Source organism: Actinocatenispora sera (genome assembly GCF_018324685.1).
Taxonomy (GTDB): Bacteria; Actinomycetota; Actinomycetes; order Mycobacteriales; family Micromonosporaceae; genus Actinocatenispora; species Actinocatenispora sera.
On sequence record NZ_AP023354.1, the window covers coordinates 3,324,448 to 3,342,432 of the forward strand.

General features: G+C 72.2%; 16 protein-coding genes. 7 read left to right on the forward strand and 9 right to left on the reverse strand.

The window, feature by feature from the left end:
• Positions 1–249 precede the first annotated feature (249 nt).
• Positions 250–849: a mycothiol-dependent nitroreductase Rv2466c family protein gene (locus tag Asera_RS16005; protein WP_030448773.1), complete on the forward strand. Its 600-nt coding sequence runs from the start codon at positions 250–252 to the stop codon at positions 847–849.
• A gap of 69 nt (positions 850–918) precedes the next feature.
• On the opposite strand, the gene Asera_RS16010 is transcribed toward Asera_RS16005, so the two are convergent.
• The gene (locus tag Asera_RS16010; RefSeq protein ID WP_030448774.1) at positions 919–1,692 is read right to left on the reverse strand and encodes an HAD family acid phosphatase; all 774 of its coding nucleotides are present in this window, start codon (positions 1,690–1,692) and stop codon (positions 919–921) included.
• 308 nt (positions 1,693–2,000) lie between these two features.
• On the opposite strand from Asera_RS16010, the gene Asera_RS16015 reads away from it, so the two are divergent.
• A complete protein-coding gene (locus tag Asera_RS16015; protein ID WP_030448775.1) occupies positions 2,001–3,236 on the forward strand; it encodes a DUF1015 family protein in 1,236 nt (411 codons plus the stop codon).
• Positions 3,237–3,253: 17 nt separating this feature from the next.
• Here the strand turns inward: Asera_RS16015 and Asera_RS16020 are convergent, their stop codons facing one another.
• Entirely contained in the window at positions 3,254–4,225 is a 972-nt protein-coding gene (locus Asera_RS16020) for an ArsR/SmtB family transcription factor (protein WP_030448776.1), read from the reverse strand.
• A gap of 70 nt (positions 4,226–4,295) precedes the next feature.
• Here Asera_RS16020 and Asera_RS16025 point away from each other — a divergent pair, with 70 nt between their 5' ends.
• Entirely contained in the window at positions 4,296–5,513 is a 1,218-nt protein-coding gene (locus Asera_RS16025) for an MFS transporter (RefSeq protein ID WP_035298094.1), read from the forward strand.
• Positions 5,514–5,705: 192 nt separating this feature from the next.
• Here the strand turns inward: Asera_RS16025 and Asera_RS16030 are convergent, their stop codons facing one another.
• From Asera_RS16030 to Asera_RS16040, 3 genes are read right to left on the reverse strand one after another with little or no spacing between them, the layout of a single operon-like run.
• Positions 5,706–7,988: an ABC transporter permease gene (locus tag Asera_RS16030; RefSeq protein WP_030448778.1), complete on the reverse strand. Its 2,283-nt coding sequence runs from the start codon at positions 7,986–7,988 to the stop codon at positions 5,706–5,708.
• Entirely contained in the window at positions 7,985–8,668 is a 684-nt protein-coding gene (locus Asera_RS16035; RefSeq protein WP_030448779.1) for an ABC transporter ATP-binding protein, read from the reverse strand. The genes Asera_RS16030 and Asera_RS16035 overlap by 4 nt, the downstream gene beginning before the upstream one ends.
• Complete coding sequence (locus Asera_RS16040; protein ID WP_030448780.1) at positions 8,665–9,189, reverse strand: PadR family transcriptional regulator; 525 nt, start codon at positions 9,187–9,189, stop codon at positions 8,665–8,667. The genes Asera_RS16035 and Asera_RS16040 overlap by 4 nt, the downstream gene beginning before the upstream one ends.
• A gap of 96 nt (positions 9,190–9,285) precedes the next feature.
• On the opposite strand from Asera_RS16040, the gene Asera_RS16045 reads away from it, so the two are divergent.
• Positions 9,286–9,753 (forward strand): ribose-5-phosphate isomerase, encoded by a 468-nt coding sequence (locus tag Asera_RS16045; RefSeq protein WP_030448781.1) that lies wholly within the window; start codon positions 9,286–9,288, stop codon positions 9,751–9,753.
• A gap of 57 nt (positions 9,754–9,810) precedes the next feature.
• Here the strand turns inward: Asera_RS16045 and Asera_RS16050 are convergent, their stop codons facing one another.
• From Asera_RS16050 to Asera_RS16060, 3 genes are all read right to left on the reverse strand, one after another.
• The gene (locus tag Asera_RS16050) at positions 9,811–10,629 is read right to left on the reverse strand and encodes an SAM-dependent methyltransferase (protein ID WP_425305979.1); all 819 of its coding nucleotides are present in this window, start codon (positions 10,627–10,629) and stop codon (positions 9,811–9,813) included.
• Positions 10,630–10,871: 242 nt separating this feature from the next.
• Positions 10,872–11,453, reverse strand: coding sequence for a hypothetical protein (locus Asera_RS16055; protein ID WP_051802800.1), 582 nt, complete (start codon positions 11,451–11,453; stop codon positions 10,872–10,874).
• Between the two features lie 113 nt (positions 11,454–11,566).
• Positions 11,567–12,511 (reverse strand): phosphotransferase, encoded by a 945-nt coding sequence (locus Asera_RS16060; RefSeq protein WP_030448784.1) that lies wholly within the window; start codon positions 12,509–12,511, stop codon positions 11,567–11,569.
• 98 nt (positions 12,512–12,609) lie between these two features.
• On the opposite strand from Asera_RS16060, the gene Asera_RS16065 reads away from it, so the two are divergent.
• Together Asera_RS16065 and Asera_RS16070 are read left to right on the forward strand one after the other, a co-directional pair.
• A complete protein-coding gene (locus Asera_RS16065) occupies positions 12,610–13,257 on the forward strand; it encodes an NUDIX hydrolase N-terminal domain-containing protein (protein ID WP_035298096.1) in 648 nt (215 codons plus the stop codon).
• Between the two features lie 269 nt (positions 13,258–13,526).
• Complete coding sequence (locus tag Asera_RS16070; RefSeq protein WP_030448786.1) at positions 13,527–15,491, forward strand: TIGR03960 family B12-binding radical SAM protein; 1,965 nt, start codon at positions 13,527–13,529, stop codon at positions 15,489–15,491.
• Positions 15,492–15,506: 15 nt separating this feature from the next.
• Here Asera_RS16070 and Asera_RS16075 read toward each other — a convergent pair whose 3' ends face one another.
• A complete protein-coding gene (locus Asera_RS16075; RefSeq protein ID WP_212804611.1) occupies positions 15,507–16,949 on the reverse strand; it encodes a recombinase family protein in 1,443 nt (480 codons plus the stop codon).
• A gap of 153 nt (positions 16,950–17,102) precedes the next feature.
• On the opposite strand from Asera_RS16075, the gene Asera_RS16080 reads away from it, so the two are divergent.
• A complete protein-coding gene (locus Asera_RS16080; protein WP_030450047.1) occupies positions 17,103–17,873 on the forward strand; it encodes an IS5/IS1182 family transposase in 771 nt (256 codons plus the stop codon).
• Positions 17,874–17,985 lie beyond the last annotated feature (112 nt).

The following is a 17,985-nucleotide window of genomic DNA, read 5'->3' on the forward strand; positions in this document are numbered from 1 at the left end:
TTTCTTTCGTATCGCCTAGGCGAGTGTTCCACGACGCATGCGCCAGCGTGCAGGGTCCCGTCGGACACGGCTTGGTTGCGGTAGCGGTGGGCGAGGCGTGTTGCGGGCGCAACATGGCCGGCAATGTTGTCTGCGCAATATTGTTCGATGACGACTGAACCATCGAGTGCGGGCCCACGCGATGCCGCGGGGTCGCAGCGTGGAAATGAGGACATAGTGCCCGATACTCAGCAAAAAACCACCGTCGACATGTGGTTCGACCCGGCATGCCCGTGGGCCTGGCTGGCGTCCCGGTGGCTGCTGCAGGTCGAACAGGTCCGGCCGGTACACATCCGGTTCCATGTGATGAGTCTCGCGGTGCTGAACGAGGACAAGGACATCCCGGACGGCTATCGCACCATGCTCGCCGACACCTGGGGCGCGGTCCGGGTGTGCATCGCCGCCGAGCAGGACCACGGCACCGAGGTGTTGCGCGACCTGTACACCGCGCTCGGTACCCGCATCCACGTCAAGAAGCAGGCGAAGGACCGCCAGCTGCTGGTCGACGCGCTGACCGACGCCGGCCTGCCGGCCGACCTCGCCGACGCCGCCGAGACCGACAAGTACGACGCGCAGCTGCGGGAGAGCCACCACCAGGGGATGGACCCGGTCGGCTACGACGTGGGTACCCCGGTGATCCACGTACCGGGCGCCGACGGCGAGCAGATCGCGTTCTTCGGCCCGGTGATCACCCCGGCGCCGAAGGGCGAGGCCGCCGGGCGGCTCTGGGACGGGGTGCTCGCGGTCGCCGGTACCGACGGGTTCTTCGAGATCAAGCGGACCCGCACCCGCGAGCCGATCTTCGACTGACCGGCGGCGTCTCGCCGCCTGCTCCGGCCCGGACCGTACGGCATCGCCGCGGTCCGGGCCGGCGGCCCGTCAGGGCAGGTAGTACATCGGGTTGGGCATCTTGAAGGTGCGCTGCGCGTGGCCGCCCTTCAGATCCGAGTACTGGTCGCCGGCGTTCGCCACGATGGTGTAGCCCAGCGACTCGATGTGCGCCCGGGTGCCCGACTTGTACTCGATGGTCGAGCAGTTCGGCGAGCACGTCAGGTACGGCGGGTACGGCGCGGTCTTCACCTTGGTGAAGATCCCCGCCGGCGTCGGGAAGCCCTGGTCGGCCAGGTTGTCCAGGGTCGCCTGCTGCTGGTCGTGCGGGCGGCCGGTGACGTAGAAGACCGCGTACCCGTGCGTGCTGGCCCAGGTGACCAGCGCCGGCATGCCGAAGATCGCCGGGAAGCACTTCGCCTCGACGCACGCGGCGTTGGTCACCGGGTCGTACCCGAAGTCGTGCGACGCCTCGTAGTTGTAGTTCGACAGCACGGTGTCGTCCACGTCGAGCACCAGCGCCTTCTTGCCGTGCTCGTGCGAGCGCGCCGTCAGCCAGTGCTTGAGCTGCGACTCGACCCGCTTGGCGTCCCGCGCGTACGCGGAGTCGGCGGACGGCTGGTGGTCGCCGTCGTCGCCGTAGTACGCCTTGATCTCGTTCTTGACCAGGCCGAGGTTCTCGATCGAGGAGTCGTGCTTCGGCGTGGCCTGGCCCGCGCCGTGCTGGTCGGCCCCGGCCATGCTGGCCCCGCCGACGCCGACGACCAGCGCGGCACCCAGCGCGACCGCCGCGGTCAGCACCCGCTTCCTGGCGGACTTGAGCATCCATCGTCCCTTCCGGCCGGCATCCGGCCTTCGTTCACGAGGTCCAGGCAGCAACGCCGTCGATGCCGGGACCTCTGGGGAGTCGACCGCCGGGGGTCGTGCCACTGCGCGGATCCGGCGGGCGACGGCCGGTTGGTACGCGGGGTGCGCACGCCGGCCGTAGCGAGGGTTGTGGTTGCGTACCGCGCTGTCAACGCCCCTCGCCGGGCCGATGCGATACCGGAATCCGCGGTACCGGTAGCGTCCAGGGCGACGACACGAGCCAGACTGGCGCCGGTCCACCCGGCGCCGAGCCACAGGGAGACGTGATGCAGTCGCCGGCGCACCCGATCGGTCGGGCCTGGATCTCCGCCGGGGGCACCGGCGCGCAGAACTACGACGAGTTCGCCGACGACGGCGAGATCACCGAGATCGTGCGGGCCAACCCGGCCAGCGCGCTCGCCATCGAGATGCCGCACCGCACCCCGGAGGCGGTCGCCGCCGGCCTGTCGTTCACCGACTCGCTGCCCGCCGCCGCGGCGCGGTTCGCCGCGCTGTGCGAGCAGAGCCGGTACCGGGCGGCCGAACAGGTTGTCGGCCTGTACCGGATCGCCGAGCCAGCCGGCAGCGCGGGCCGGGGTGCCGGCGACGGCGCGGTCAGCTACGGGGTGTTCTGCCTGGTCGACACCGACCAGATCTCCGCCAGCGCGGACGAGCCGGGGCTGGTGATCCGCAACGAGGACGTGTTCGTCGCCAAGGTGAAGGAGCGGGTCGCGCTGGCCGACGCGATCGGCCACCTGCTCAGCCCGATCCTGCTGCTGCAGACCGGATCCGGCGAGGCGCTGCAGGCGTTGCTGGTCGAGCTGACCGGCCGGCTCGGCGCCCCGGACGTCACCGACACCGACCCGCAGGGCCGCAGCCACCAGCTCTGGGCGCTGGGCCCGGGCGCCGACCAGGACCGGGTGCTGGCCGCCGCCGGCGGCGGTGAGCTGATCGTTGCGGACGGCAACCACCGCAGCCTGGCCGCCCAGGTCGGCGGGCTGCCCCGGTTCCTCGCCGTGGTCACCACGCCGGAGTCGGTGCACATCCAGCCGTACCACCGGTTGATCCGCGACGTGCCGCAGGCCGCCGAGTTGCCCGACCGGCTGCGCGCCGCCGGTGCCACCGTCGAACCGCTGCCGGCGCCCGCCGAGGTACCCCCGCCCGGCACCGTGCACCTGCACACCGCCGCCGGCTCGTACGCGGTGCGGTTGCCGGTGCCGTCCGGCGCCGGCGTGGTGGACCGGCTGGACTACAGCGCGGTCGAGGCGGTGCTGGTCCGCGACGTGCTCGAACTGGACCCCTCGGACAAGCGGATCAGCTACGTGGGCGGCGACTACCCGGCGAGCTGGCTGCGCGGCGAGGTGGACGCCGGCCGCGCCGACCTGGCCGTGCTGATCGCGCCGGTCAGCGTGGCCGACTTCGTCGCGGTCAACCTGGCCCGGGCGAAGATGCCGCGCAAGTCCACCTGGTTCACCCCGAAGGCGCGCGCCGGCCTGCTCGCCGCCGAACTCTCCACCCCCTGACCCGACGACGCCGCGGTTCAGTCGGTGTCGGCGAGCAGCGACTCGGCGACCGCGGTGCGTGCGTAGAGCACCGACCGGCCGGCCCGGTGGGTACTGACGATGCCGGCGTCGCGCAGCGCGGTGAGATGCTGTGAGACGCCGGCGGCGGAGATTCCGGTGCGGCGGGCCAGATCGGTGGTGGAGGTCGGCGTCTCCAGCTCGGTGAGCAGCAGCGCCCGGGACCGGCCGAGTACCGCGGCGATGGCCGCGTGGTGCCGGACCGGCTGGTGCTCCCAGAGCGTCGCCGCGCCGCGGGCCGGGTAGAGCAGCTGCGGCGGGTGCGGCGGGCGTGACCAGGTCAGCACCCGGCCGACGAAGGCCGACGGCACGAGCACCAGGCCGGCGCCGATCCCGTCCCGGGTGAGCGCGCACTGCCGGCGCACCAGCTGGAGGGTGTTGTTGTCCCAGCTCAGAGTCTCGTGCAGGGAGTTGAACAGGTGGCCGGTGCCACGCTCGGCGACCTGCCGGGCACGGCGGAACACGTCGGCGTCCAGCACCGCCCGTACCTTCGCCCAGTACGGGCCGAGTGCGAGGTCCCAGTAGGTCGCGACCTCGTCGGCGAGCTGCGCCAGCCGGCCCGGCGGGTCCGCCCGCAGCGCCTGGGCCCTGGGGTTGCTGGTGGGGTACTGGTCGAGATCGGTGCGCACGTCGCGCGGCGCGGTGGCGCGGATGGCGGCGAGCTCGGCGGCCAGGGTGGGCGCCGGGTCGTCCGGTAGCGGGGTGAGGAAGTCCGGCACGTAGCCCTGGGCCGGCACCAGCGCGGCGAGCCACCCGGCGTCCAGGCCCGCGGCGGCGACCCGCGGCCGTACCTGATCCAGCCATGGCTGGTGCAGCGGGTGCCGGGCCGGCGAGGCCAGCAGCTGGTAGCTCGCGACGACCTCCCACATCGGGGAGACCGCGAACCGGGTGCGGGCCAGGTCGTCGGCCGAGAAGGCCAGCTCGGAGCGCATGTGCCCCCCGTGGATTCGTTCTGGGCTTAATCAATGGTGTCGAGCATACGCCGGGCCCGACGATCGGCTCGTGTTCACCACGTTCAACGGCCTGCCTCGCGCCGCCTGGGTCCTGTTCGCCGGGACCGTCGTCAACCGGCTCGGCTTCGTCGTCGGCCCGTTCCTGGTCTTCTTCCTCGGTTCGCGCGGCATCGACACCGCGCAGATCCCGTACGTGCTCACCGCGCTCGGCGCGGGCAACCTGGTCGGTCCGGCGGTCGGCGGGATTCTCGCAGACCGGCTCGGTCGGCGCGCCACGGTCCTCGCCGGACTGATCGGTACCGCGGCCGCGCAGGCCTGCCTGTTCGCGGCGCCCAACGTGGCCCTGCTCGCGCTGTCCGCGGTGCTGCTCAGCTCCACCGCCACGATGGTCGCGCCGGCCGCCGCCGCGCTGCTGTCCGACGCCGTGCCCGCGCCCCGCCGCTACGCCGCCTTCGCGCTGCTGCACTGGGCGATCAACATCGGTACGGCGGTTGCCGGCGTCCTCGGCGGCTACCTCGCCACGTACGGCTACTGGCTGCTGTTCGTGGTGGACGGGGTCAGCTCGCTGGCGTTCGCCGCCATCGCCGCGGCGCTGCTACCGGCCGGCCGGTCCGTCCCGCCGACCGCCGCCACCTCCGGTATCGGTTACGCGGTGGTGCTGCGCGACCCGCTGGCGCGGGTGCTGCTGCCGCTGCTCGGCGTCGGGCTGATGATCTACTCCCTGACCGAGGTTTGCCTGCCACTCGCGATCCGCGACGACGGCCTGTCCACTCGCACGTACGGAGCGCTGGCGGCGCTCAACGCGGTCCTGGTGGTGGTCCTGCAGCCGGTCGCCACCCGCGTGCTGGCCCGGTTCCGGCAGATCCGCGTCTACTTCCTCGCCTCGGTACTGGTCGCCGTCGGGGTCGGCGCGACCGGCTTGGCGCACCACCCGTGGTCCTACGCGGTGACCGTGGTGATCTGGTCGGTCGGCGAGGCGATGGCGAGCGGCATCGCCGATGCGGTCGTCGCCGGGCTGGCACCAGTGGACGCGCGCGGCCGCTACCAGGGCAGTTTCCGCTGGATGTGGGGGCTGGGCCGGTTCTGCGCGCTGTCGGTGGCGACCGCCGTGTACGCCGCGGCCGGACCGGAGTTCGTCTGGTGGTTCGCCGTCGGCGGCGGGGTGGCCGCCGCGGTCGGCATGCTCGCCCTCGGCTCGGCGACAGCCCGCCGCACCGCCGAGCTCGACCGCGCAACCGCGACCACACCGGCTCCGGTCGCAGCCTGATGCCGCGCCGGGTGAGTTCCGCCGTCGCCGGATGCCGGCCCGGTGCGTCCCGCCGCCCGCGGTGGCCGCGCCCGCGGCGGCCCCCGCGGCGGCCGCGCCCGAGGCGAGGGGGCGTCGGCGCCGGGCCGCCGCCTCCCCACGGCGACCCGGCACGCTTTCCTCGGCGGCTGCCCGCGCCACCGGCGCCGCCGGTCACTCGGTGCGCATCGCCTCCGGCCGCATCATCCGCCACAGCACCGGGATGTTGAGCAGGGTGACCAGCGCGACGACCGCGGCGGCGGCGCCGGTCAGGCCGAGTATGCCGGCCGCGTCGAACCAGACCGTCTCGCGCGCCAGGCGCAGCAGCGCGGCGCCGAGGACCAGCCCGGCTGCCACCGCGAGCAGCAACCCGAGGAACATCGGAATGGCGGTCTGCCACAGTACCGAGCCGGTCAGCGTGCGGCGCCGGGCGCCGAACGCGCTGAGCACGGCGAGTGGCCGGCGCCGGGACCGCAACTGCTCCAACACCGTGGTGAGCAGGCTCGCGCCGATGACCAGCAGTACCGCGATCGCGCCGAGCAGCAGCCCGCGCCGTACCGTGTCGAACCGCGCGTCCACCTGCGTGCCCTGCAGGGAGAACACCGACGCGGTCGGGTCGACGCGCATCGTCGTGGTCACCACGTGGTCGTACGCGTCCGGTACGGCCGGGTCGGTGGCGACGAACCCGGAGGTCGGCAGCCGCCCGCCGAGCACCGGCAGCCGGCGCGCCGCGGCCGGGGTGAGCAGCAACCCGGCGTGCGTGATGCCGCTCGGATCCGAGCGTGCCGCAACGGTACGCAGCCGCGCCGGCAGCCGCAGCCGCGCACCGTGCGGTGAGTCGGTGGTCCGGACCGCCTCCCCGGGCCGCGGCGCCCGGGCGTCGGGGTCGTGTACCCCGAACGCGTCCCCGTCGGCGCAGTCGCCGAGCGCGGCGAACGTGCGCAAGGTGGCGCAGTCGGCGACCACCACGCTGAAGAACAGGTCCGGGTCGTCGACCGCCGCGACGGTGTCGGAACCGTACGCCTCGACCCGGCGCACGCCGTCGGTGTGCCGCAGCCGGGCGGCGAACCGGGCGCGCTGGCCGGCGGTCATCGGCACGGTGTTCTCGATCACCACCGGCCGCCGGCTCGCCGCCGGCCCGGTGCGATGCACGTAACCGTGGCTGACGCCGGCGAACACGGTCTGCAGCGCGATCGCGCCGGCCACCGCGACGGTGATGCCGGTGACTGCGCGCGCCGCGGTACCGCCGTCGAGCTGGAGCCGCCGCACGGCGAGCTGACCCGACACCCCGGCACCGGGCAGCCGCCGCACCACGAACTCGACCAGCCACGGCAGCAGCACCGCGGCGCCGGCCAGCAGCAGCAACACCCCCGCCACGGTCGCCTGTAGCTTGAGGCCACCGGCGCCGTCGCGGCCGACCCCGGCCAGGACCAGCACCGCCAATCCCAGCGCGGTGACCGCGAGCCGCCACCACAGCCGGCGGCGCCGGCCGGCCTCCTGCCGTACCACCCCGAGCGGCTCGGCCACCACCCGGCGCAGCGCGACCAGCGTGACGGCGACCGCCGCCACCGGCAACGCCACCGCGACCAGCGCGGCCAGTACCGGTTGGGGTCGCACGTCGGAACCGAAGACGCTGATGCCGTCGAACTCGACCAGCTCGACCAGCTGGCGCCCGGCGAAGAACAGCACCGCGCCGACGACGAGGCCGGCGAGCGCGCCGAGCAGCGCCTCGGCCGCGGCGATCCGCCGGGTCATCGCCCGGTCCGCGCCGACCAGCCGCGGCGCCGCCTGCTGCCGGTCCCGGGCCGCCGATCCGAACCGCACCGCGGTCGCGACGAACACCGCCACCGGCACCAGCAGCACGGTGACGCCGACGACGGTGAGCAGCAGCAGCGTCGGATCCAGCGGCTGGCGGGGCTGGTCGGTACCGAAGCGGGTGATCCGGTGGCCCTCCCCGGTGAGCCGGTCGGTGCCGAGATAGAACGCGTACTCGCGGGGTCCGGCCAGGCCGGCGTCGCCGATGGTGCCGACCACCCGGGCGGCCGGGTACCGGCGGCGCAGCTCGGCGCCGTCCGGCCCGGCGAGCAGCTGCCGCAGCGCCGGCGACACCACCATCTCGCCGGGCCGCGGCAGCCGGGCCAGGCCCGGCGGTACCGAGGGGTCGGCGCCGTCCGGCTGGACCAGCACGCCGTGGATCCGATGGCTCCGGTAGCTGCCCGGTGTCTGGCGGATCAGCACCGTGTGCGCGGTGGCCGGGCCGTCGGTGAAGGCGAAGTCACGGGCGTCGCTGCGCGCCCGGTGCCCGGCCAGAATCGTCGGCGCCGCGGTCGCGAGCAGCAGCAGCGCGACGCCCAGCCCGACCCCGACCGCGGTCATCGCGAGCCGCAGCCACGCGGTCGGACCGCCGCCGACGACCAGCCGGGTGCCCAGCGCCAGGTCGTGCCCCCAGCGCCTCATCCGACCAGCTCCACGTCCCGGCTGCGGCCGTCGCGCACGGTCACCTCGCGGTCGGCGTACGCGGCGACCCGCGCCTCGTGCGTGACCAGCACGACCGACGCGCCGGTCTGCCGGGCCGCCGCGGTCAGCAGCCGCATCACCTGCTCGCCGTGGTACGAGTCGAGGGCGCCGGTCGGTTCGTCGGCGAACACCACGCGCGGCTCGGTGACCAGCGCGCGAGCCACCGCGACCCGCTGGCCCTGCCCGCCGGACACCTCGCCCGGCCGCTTACCGGCCACGTCGGCCGCCTCCAGCCGCTCCAACCACCCCAGCGCGGTACCTTCCGCCGGCCGGCGGCGGGCACCGGCCAGCCGCAGCGGCAGCGCCACGTTCTCCAGGCAGGTCAGCTCCGGCACCAGCTGGCCGAACTGGAACACGAACCCGAACTCGGTACGCCGCAGCGCGCTGCGGGTGGCGTCGGAGGCGGCCGAGACGTCGACCTCGCCGTACCGGACCTGGCCGGCGTCGGGCCGCAGGATGCCGGCCAGGCAGTGCAGCAGCGTCGACTTGCCGGACCCGGACGGGCCCATCACGGCGACGATCTCGGCCGGCCGGATCGCGATGCTCGCACCGGCGAGCGCCGGCGTCGCGCCGAACGTGCGGTGCAGGTCGCGGCCGACCAGCAGCGGCGTCTCGGTCATCGGACGACCTCCCGGGCGAGCGCGTCGAGTCGGGCGGCGGTCAGTTCCAGCCAGCGCAGGTCGGCTTCCAGGTGGAACAGCGCGTGGTCGCAGATGAGCTGGTCGGCGAGGTCGCCGCCGGCCTTGCGGCGGGTCAGTGTGCGCATCTGGGCGAGGTGCGCGGTGCGCTGGGTGTCCAGGATCTCCGCCGCGGACCGGCCGCTCAGCAGCGCCAGCACCACCTTGGTGTAGAGCGTGCTGGACAGGTAGGGCTCGGGCTGTTCGGGCCGGCCCAGCCAGCCGTCCAGGTCGGTCACGCCGTCGTCGGTGATCGCGTAGCGCTTGCGGTCCGGGCCGGCGCCCGGCTCCACTGCGGTCAGCTCCACCAGCCCGTTCTTCAGCAGCCGGGACAGCGTCGCGTACACCTGCCCGTAGTGCAGCGGGTGGTCCTTGCCGAAGTGCTCGTCGTAGGCGCGTTTCAGGTCGTACCCGTGCCGTGGGCCGGGCTCGAGCAGGCCCAGCAGCGTCAGACCGATCGACATGCCCGCGACTATACACATGGTTTATACACGTGGTGTATACGTACCGGCCGGGCACCGCGCGACGTGGCCGGCGCGGGTGCCTGACAGACTGGCGACATGCGCGTCTATCTCGGTTCCGACCACGCGGGCTTCGAGCTGAAGGCACACTTGCTGGCGGCGCTCGCCGCCGCCGGCCACGACGTCGTCGACGTCGGCGCGGCACGCTACGACGAGAACGACGACTACCCGGCGTTCTGCCTCGTCACCGGCGCCCGGGTGGTTGCCGACCCGGGCAGCCTCGGCGTCGTCATCGGCGGCTCCGGCAACGGCGAGCAGATCGCCGCGAACAAGGTCCCCGGGGTGCGCGCCGCGCTCGCCTGGAACACCGAGACCGCCCGGCTCGCCCGCGAGCACAACGACGCCAACGTGGTCGGCATCGGCGCCCGGATGCACACCACCGAGCAGGCGGCCGAGCTGGTCCGTACCTTCCTCGACACGCCGTTCTCGCAGGGCGAGCGGCACCGCCGGCGGATCGCCCAGGTCGCCGACTACGAGCGCACCCACGCGGTACCGCAACTGCCCTGACCCGGGCCGCGCCGCCGGTCCGGCCGGTCGGCGGTCCGGGCGGGTCGGCGGCGACGGTCAGGGGCGGCGGGCGACCAGGGCGTAGATGTCGTGCACGGTCGCCGGCGGCTCCTCCGCCGCGGCGGGCCGCCAGTCCTGCGCCCAGGTGATGCCCGGCGGTACCAGCTCCAGGCCGGCGACCAGAGCGGCCAGCTCCGCCCTGGTGCGCGGCACCACCGGCGTGCTCGTGTTGCGCTGGTAGTTCTCGCCGGCTTTGCTCGCGTCCTGCTGCTGGTCGGCCTGCCAGGCGTCGGCGGTGTAGTGCGACAGCGCCAGGCAACTGCCGGGCGCCGTCCGGTCCAGGTACCCGGCGACGATGCCGGCCGGATCATCGGCGTCCGGCACGAAGTGCAGGACCGCCGCGAGCAGTACGGCGATCGGCCGGTCCGGGTCGAGCAGCCGCCGGGCCGCCTCGCTGCGCCAGACCGCGTCCGGGTCGCGGACGTCGGCGTCGACCATCTCGGTCTGCGGATCCTCGGCGAGCAACTGCTGCGCGTACGCCACGGCGACCGGCTCGTTGTCCACGTACACCACCCGGGCGGCCGGGTTCGTCTGGCGCGCGATCTCGTGCACGTTGCCGACGGTCGGGATGCCGGACCCCAGGTCGAGGAACTGGTCGATGCCCTGCTCGGCGAGGAACCGCACCGCCCGGCGCAGGAACCCGCGGTTGACCCGGGCGGTCTGCCGCGCCGTCGGCAGCATCTGGTCGCCGGCGCGGCGGTCCACCTCGAAGTTGTGCGCGCCGCCGAGCAGGTAGTCGTAGATGCGGGCCGGGTTCGCCCGACTGGTGTCGAGCACCGACCGGGTCGGATCCTCCGCCATGTCGTCCCTCCGTATGCCGCTGCCTCGCCCGCCACGTTCCGCCCGGGCACCCTGCTCCAGGGTGCGCCGGAGCACCGGGCCCCGTCTCGTGCTTCGAACCCGGTTCCCCATCCTCCGTGTGCGGCCGGGACCCCCGACGTGCGCGTGGCGTGCTGTGCTTCGTGCAGAACCCCTGGCCCCGCGTACGTCCCGGAACCCCGGGCGCGGGCGTGCCTGCTGCGTGCGTCCGGAAGCGCCGGCTCCAGGGCGCGCCGTGCTCAGGCCGGATCGCGCGGGACCCAGTGCCGGCGCACGATGGTCAGGTCGCGCTCGGCGGCGGCCAGGTCGGCCTCGGTGGGCCGGGCCGCGTCGCGCGCCCGCAGCGCCGCACCGGTGTTCAGCTGCGAGTTGCCGGCGCCGACCAGGCCGCGCAGCCCGCGTTCGCCGTCCGCCGAGTCGTCGGCCGCCCGAGGCCGGGACCGCTGCTCCTCGGGCCGCCGCTCCGGCTCCGGGTGGTGCCGGGGTGGCCGCGGTACCGGCGTCTCCGGCGCCCGCCGCCGCTGCCGGCGCGGTGCAGCCGGCTCCGGCCGCGGCCGGGTGCCGCGGCCCGGCGTCGTGCCGTTGGCGAGCGACGTGCCCCCGGCCGCCGCCGTCCCGCTGGGGGGCGCTGTCCCGCTGGCGGGCGTCGCGCCGCCGCCCGCCAGCGGGACGCCGCCGGTCGGTGTGCCGGTGGCCGGGGCATCGATGGCCGACGGGGTGCCGGTGTCCGGCTGCTCGCCGGTGCCGGGCGGCGGCTCGGAGCGCTGCCGGGGCGAACCGTCCCGCCGCACCCGGCGCCGCCGCCGGTGATACTCCGCCATCCCGCGACGGTACCGCGCGACCGGCCCGCGGCCGGCGGCGCGCGATGCGCCGCAGCGGTCAGAGTCGGGTCGCGACCGGCCCGCGGCCGGCGGCGCGCGATGCGCCGCAGCGGTCAGAGTCGGGCACGCAGCAGGTCGACCGCGGGCAGCGCCTGGGCGCGCTGGAACTCGCGGATGCGCGGCAGCCGGGCGGGTGCCGGGAGCAGCGACTGGGAGACGAAGTACCCGCTGACCGCGACCAGGCCGGCGGTCAGCGCGTCCGGGTCGACCTCCGCGGTGAGCGGGTGGGTGGCGAGGATCTGCGCCCCGTCGCCGCCGCCCTGCATCAGCAGGCTGGGCAGGAAACTGACCAGGTCGAACCAGGCAACCCCGCGCACCGCGCTCGGCCAGTCCACGAACAGCACCCGGTCGTCGGTCAGCAGCAGGTTGTCGGCGCGCAGGTCACCGTGGAGCAGGGTGTCGCCGCCGGCGACCGATGGCCACCGCGCCTCCCACCCGGCCAGCGCGTCCAGCTCGGCGGCCACCCACGGGTACGCGTCCGCGAGCCCCGGATGCGGGTCGGCGGCGAGGGTACGGAACCCGTCGAGTCCGTCCTGGTCGCCGAGCTGTGACACCGGTACGTCCGGCGCCGGCGTCAGATCCGCCACCAGGCCGGTGAGGGCGGCCAGCACCCGGTCCCGGTCGGTACGCCGCCAGGGCATCGCCGGCGGTGCGCCCGCGGCCTCGTCGAACGCCAGTACCACCCAGTCGCCGTCGTCGAACCACCAGCGCAGCCGCGGTACCGGGGCGTGCTCGGGCAGCCCGGCGACGATTCGCGCCTCGTGCCGGAACGCGGTACCGATGTACGCCTCGTCGGCGGCGCTGCCGGCCTTGACGAACACCCGCCCGCCGCCGGCGAGCCGCAGCCGGCCGGCGAAGGCGGGGGAGAACCCGCCGTCCTGCACGTGCGCGGCGACGACCCGGCCGCCGAGCCGTCGCTCCACCTCGTCGCGGATCCGTTCGGGCAGCTGGTCCCAGCGCAGCCGGGTGCCGCCGGATCCGGTCAACAACGCGTCCATCCGCAGAGGATGGCGGAGGCTGGACCGGTTTGCACCGCAATTCCGGCGCCGGTGCGCGCGAAGTCCGGCCGGCGGGCCCGCGTGGCAGGATGCGGAGCATGGCTCAGGATGTGGCGGGCAGGTTGCACGAGATGGCGATCGAGCTCGGCGCGATGGCGCAGAACGGTCTGCACTACTCGACCGACAAGTACGAGCTCGACCGTTACCGGCGGATCCAGGAGCTGACCGCGGAACTGTACGCGATGATCGCCCGGGCCGACCCGGAGCAGTTCCACCGGGCGATCGTGGCCGAGGTGGGGCACGCCACGCCGAAGCTCGACTGCCGCGGTGCGCTGTTCGACGAGGCGGGCCGGGTGCTGCTGGTCCGGGAGAAGGTGGACGGCCGGTGGACCCTGCCGGGCGGCTGGATCGACGCGCTGGACACCCCGCGGCACGCGACCGAGCGCGAGTTCGCCGAGGAGGCGGGGCTGCGGGTCCGCGCCGAGCACCTGGCCGCGATCTTCGACGGTACCCTCCACAATGGACACATGGTGCGCGGGATGTGGCACATCTACAAGATGTTCTTCGTGTGTGACCGGCTCGACGACGCCGAACCGCAGGCCGGGCTGGACGGCGAGACCACCGGCGTCGGCTTCTTCGCGCTCGACGACCTGCCCGAGCTGTCCGACCGCCGTACCAACGCGGCGGAGCTGGCGCTGCTCGCCCGCCACCACGCGGACCGCACCCTGCAGCCCGAGGTCGACTGAGCGCGCCGCGGCCCGCCCGGCGATCGCTCGAGCGGGTCGTGGCCCACCGGGGACACCAGGGCGAAACGTGCTGTCCCGCGATCGGCGTGTCTCGCGGCATATGTCCTGATCACCCGGGCGTGCCGGCGGTGCTCGGGCGGCGGACCACGGGCCGAACCCGGCCGCGTAGTCTGGGGGTTTGTGCCGGCCGGCGCCGCCAGCGAGCAGCGTCCGGCCACAGCCCAGCAGTCGAGCACAGACCAGCAGCCGAGCACGGGAGCCCGAGAACCATGTCCGACACCGCCACCCGGCGCCGCGGCCAGAGCGTCTTCGACCGCCTGGAGTCGCTGCTACCGAGGGTGCAGAAGCCGATCCAGTACGTCGGCGGCGAACTCGGCGCGGTCACCAAGCAGTGGGACGACGCCGCGGTGCGGTGGGCCCTGATGTACCCCGACGCGTACGAGGTGGGCCAGCCCAACCAGGGCGTGCAGATCCTGTACGAGGTGCTCAACGAGCAGCCGGACGTGCTCGCCGAGCGCACCTACTCGGTGTGGCCCGACATGGAGGCGCTGCTGCGTGAGCACCGGGTGCCGCAGTTCACCGTGGACGCGCACCGGCCGGTCGGCGACTTCGACCTGTTCGGTGTCTCGTTCTCCACCGAGCTGGGCTACACCAACCTGCTCACCGCGCTGGACCTCGCCGGGATCCCGCTGCACGCCGCCGACCGCGACGACAGCCAGCCGATCGTGCTGGCCGGCGGGCACGCCGCGTTCAACCCGGAGCCGATCGCCGACTTCCTGGACGCCGCGGTGCTCGGCGACGGCGAGGAGGCGGTCCTGGAGATCACCGACATCGTCCGCGCCTTCAAGGCCGAGGGCAGCCCGGGCGGGCGGGACGAGCTGCTGCTGCGGCTGGCCCGCACCGAGTCGGTGTACGTGCCGCGCTTCTACGACGTGGAATACCTGCCCGACGGCCGGATCCAGCGCATCGTGCCGAACCGGCCGGACGTGCCGTTCCGGGTGCACAAGCGCACCACGATGGACCTCGACGCCTGGCCGTACCCGAAGAAGCCGCTGGTGCCGCTGGCCGAGACGGTGCACGAGCGGTACGCGGTGGAGATCTTCCGCGGCTGCACCCGCGGCTGCCGGTTCTGCCAGGCGGGCATGATCACCCGCCCGGTGCGGGAGCGCTCCATCACCACCATCGGCGACATGGTGGAGAACGGGCTGAAGGAGTCCGGCTTCAACGAGGTCGGGCTGCTGTCGCTGTCGAGCGCCGACCACTCGGAGATCGGTGCGGTCGCGCACGGGCTGGCCGACCGGTACCAGGGCTCGAACGTCTCGCTGTCGCTGCCGTCCACCCGGGTCGACGCGTTCAACGTCGAGCTGGCCGAGGAGCTGGCCCGCAACGGCCGGCGTACCGGTCTGACGTTCGCGCCGGAGGGCGGCTCGGAACGCATCCGCAAGGTGATCAACAAGATGGTCACCGAGGACGACCTGATCCGCACCGTGGTCACCGCGTACTCCGGTGGCTGGCGGCAGGTGAAGCTCTACTTCATGTGCGGCCTGCCCACCGAGACCGACGAGGACGTGCTGCAGATCGCCGACCTCGCGCACCGGGTGATCACCACCGGCCGCGAGACCACCGGCAGCAAGGACATCCGCTGCACGGTGTCGATCGGCGGGTTCGTCCCGAAGGCGCACACCCCGTTCCAGTGGGCGGCGATGGCCGACCCGGAGACGATCGACCGGCGGCTCAAGGCGCTGCGCGACGCGATCAACAGCAACCGGTCGCTGGGCCGCGCCATCGGCTACCGGTACCACGACGGGCGGCCGAGCCACATCGAGGGGCTGCTGTCGCGCGGCGACCGCCGGGTCGGCCGGGTCATCGAGCACGTGTGGCGCGACGGCGGCCGGTTCGACGGCTGGTCCGAGCACTTCTCGTACGACCGGTGGGTGGCGGCGTGCGACGCCGAGCTGCCGGCGCTCGGCGTGTCGCTCGCCTGGTACACCACCCGCGAGCGGCAGCAGGCCGAGGTGCTGCCCTGGGACCACCTCGACTCCGGCCTCGACCCCGACTGGCTGTGGGCCGACTGGCAGGACGCGCTCAGCGAGGTCGAGCAGGACGACTGCCGCTGGACCCCGTGCTTCGACTGCGGGGTGTGCCCGTCACTAGATACGGAAATACAAATCGGCCCAACTGGCCGCAAGCTGCTCCCGCTCACCGTCTTGTTCTCCTCGACCGGGGAGTCATAACGATAGAGGCAGGCATCAGCTGGCGAAGGCATCCGGTTTGATGGCCAGGCGATCACTAACACCGTCGGGGATCTTCAGCTCCAACTCAATTTTCGGGGCTCTCGTTCCTGGAATCTTGCTCCTCGTGATCTCGCATGTGACGCCGGCTCGGCGGAGATCGGCGGCCAAGGTATCTGCGCCCTCGGCTGCCCAGCGTTCTCCAAACGTCTTGCCATTGTGCACAAATGTCCATCTTCCCGAGCTGTCGGTCGGAGATACGTCATCCATCTCAGGTGTCGAGTCTCCTGGCTCGAAGAACGTGACGCCGTTGCGGAAGGCGGGTTTGTCGGCTCGCTCGGTGTAATAGGCGTACTCGCGCACGAAGACGGGGAGGTCGCCGAGGGCCGACACCGATTCTTCGACCAGCCGCGCATATACTTCTTCGGGGTTCGGGGCCCCGAGGCCACCGCTGCGGCAGTTGCGGCACCTGAGATATCGATAGAGCTTGCCGTTGTGGAAAGTATTCTGGACCGTCATGTTTGTTCCGCAAGCTGCGCAGAGCAGGATGCCGAGAAATTTGGTACAGCCGCCCGATTGGCGTGCTGGTTGATTCCGTGATCGCTTAGCCAGTGCATCCTGAAGGCTATCGAATTCGATCTCGGTGAAGATCGGCTCGGCAATCCTGATCGGCCTTCCCTCCATGTCGAGGACGAGCTTGGAGCGTCGGATGCCGCCTTGCTTGTCCTCCTCGACGCGAAATCCCATCAAACCAGGGTTCCGCAATCGGCGCAGCAGAGTGCTGACGGTCAAGCCCGGACCGCACAGACCAGATCGGACTAGCACCGTCGCAACTCGCCGAGCTGATGCGCCGGCAAGTATCCTCTCTCGGCTCCAGCGCAGAACTCGACCCGCAGTAATGTCCTGAACGAGAACTGTATGCCCATCCAAGTCGGTGGCTGTTGTGTAGCCATAGGTGGGCTTCCCGACGAGCCAATCAGTTTGGTGCTTGGCATAATCCCAAAGGCTTGTGAGGCGCGTCGAAACATTCGCTGCCTCGATTTCTGCAACACCCGCAATAAGTCGCGCCATTTCCTTTCCGGCCGGCGTAGTCAGATCCAACTGTTCGTTTCTGGATAGCAGGTTCTTTCCATTTTTCAGACACCACGTGACCATAGTGGCGAGATCATCGATCCGTCGCACCAGTCTGTCCAGGCTCCAGGTCATGAGAACGTCGAACTCGGGGACTCTGTTGTTAAGCCACTCTCCGAGCTCTTTTCGTCGCCATGGAGGGATCTTTGTCGCGCTCGTGTCCAAGTCACTGGCGACGCCAACGACCCGAAATCCGCGATCGATGGCGAGCCTTCGAAGATCCAACTCTTGTCGCACCGGGGACGTCGAGCGCCCGCTGAGAACTGATAGTCGTAGTGAAAGCAGGGCGCGCGGGGCATCGACGGGAACCTGAGTCTCGCTCTCCTTCAATGAGCCCTTTTCATCGTGGTGGGGATGTGTTGGGCCGCTGGGGATCGAGACGGGTTCGTGACCGAGAGGGGCGTGTCGCGGTCGGGGATGTAGCGAAGCCCTTGCTATGACGGCGATCGACCAAGATCTGCTGTCGTCAGCAAGGGCTTCTTCATGTTGTTTTACCGTGCCGCGCTGCCGTTGTCATCTCAGACCCTGACCTTCGTGTCTGGACTCATCCGCCGCCATCGTCGGCAACTCGGCTCGCGGTGGCGGGCGCTGGATGCGGGGCAACAGGCGCTGCTGGTGCTGGTGTATCTGCGCAAAGGTGAACCGTTCACGCAGGTCGGGGCGGGTTTCGAGGTGTCCACAGCCACCTGCTGGCGCTACGTCAACGAGACGGTGGAGCTGCTGGCCGACCGGGCACCGAAGCTGCAGGCGGCGCTGAAGACCGCGAGGCGGGCCGGCATGGCCTACGTGATCATCGACGGAACCCTGGTCCCGATCGATCGGGTGGCCGCCGACCGGCCGTTCTACTCCGGCAAGCACCGGATGCACGGGATGAACCTGCAGGTGATCTCGGCACCCGACGGGGCCATCCTGTGGGTGTCGGGTGCGTTGCCCGGCAGCGTGCACGACACCGCCGCCGCCCGCATCTGGAACATTCTCGCCGCGCTACGCCAGGCCGGGCTGATCGCCCTGGGCGACAAGGGCTATCACGGGATCGGCGAGCCGGTGATCACTCCGTACAAGGGCAAGGGTAAACCCGAGTCTCAGAAAGCTGCCAACCGGGCGCACGCGAGGCTGCGTGGCCCCGGCGAACGCGCCAACGCCCAGCTCAAAACCTGGCGCATCCTGCGCAAGCTACGCTCCAGCCCCCACCGCGCCGGCCGACTCGCCAAAGCCATCCACGTCCTTCAAGACCACGAACTCGCAGCAGGATGAAAAAGGCTCACTGTGTGGACACATAAACTCCAGTGCTGTGGAGTGTCCCGTCGTTGTCGAGGGGCGCCTCCGTAGACTCATGACGGTTAGCAGGGCTACTCGGTAGGAGCAC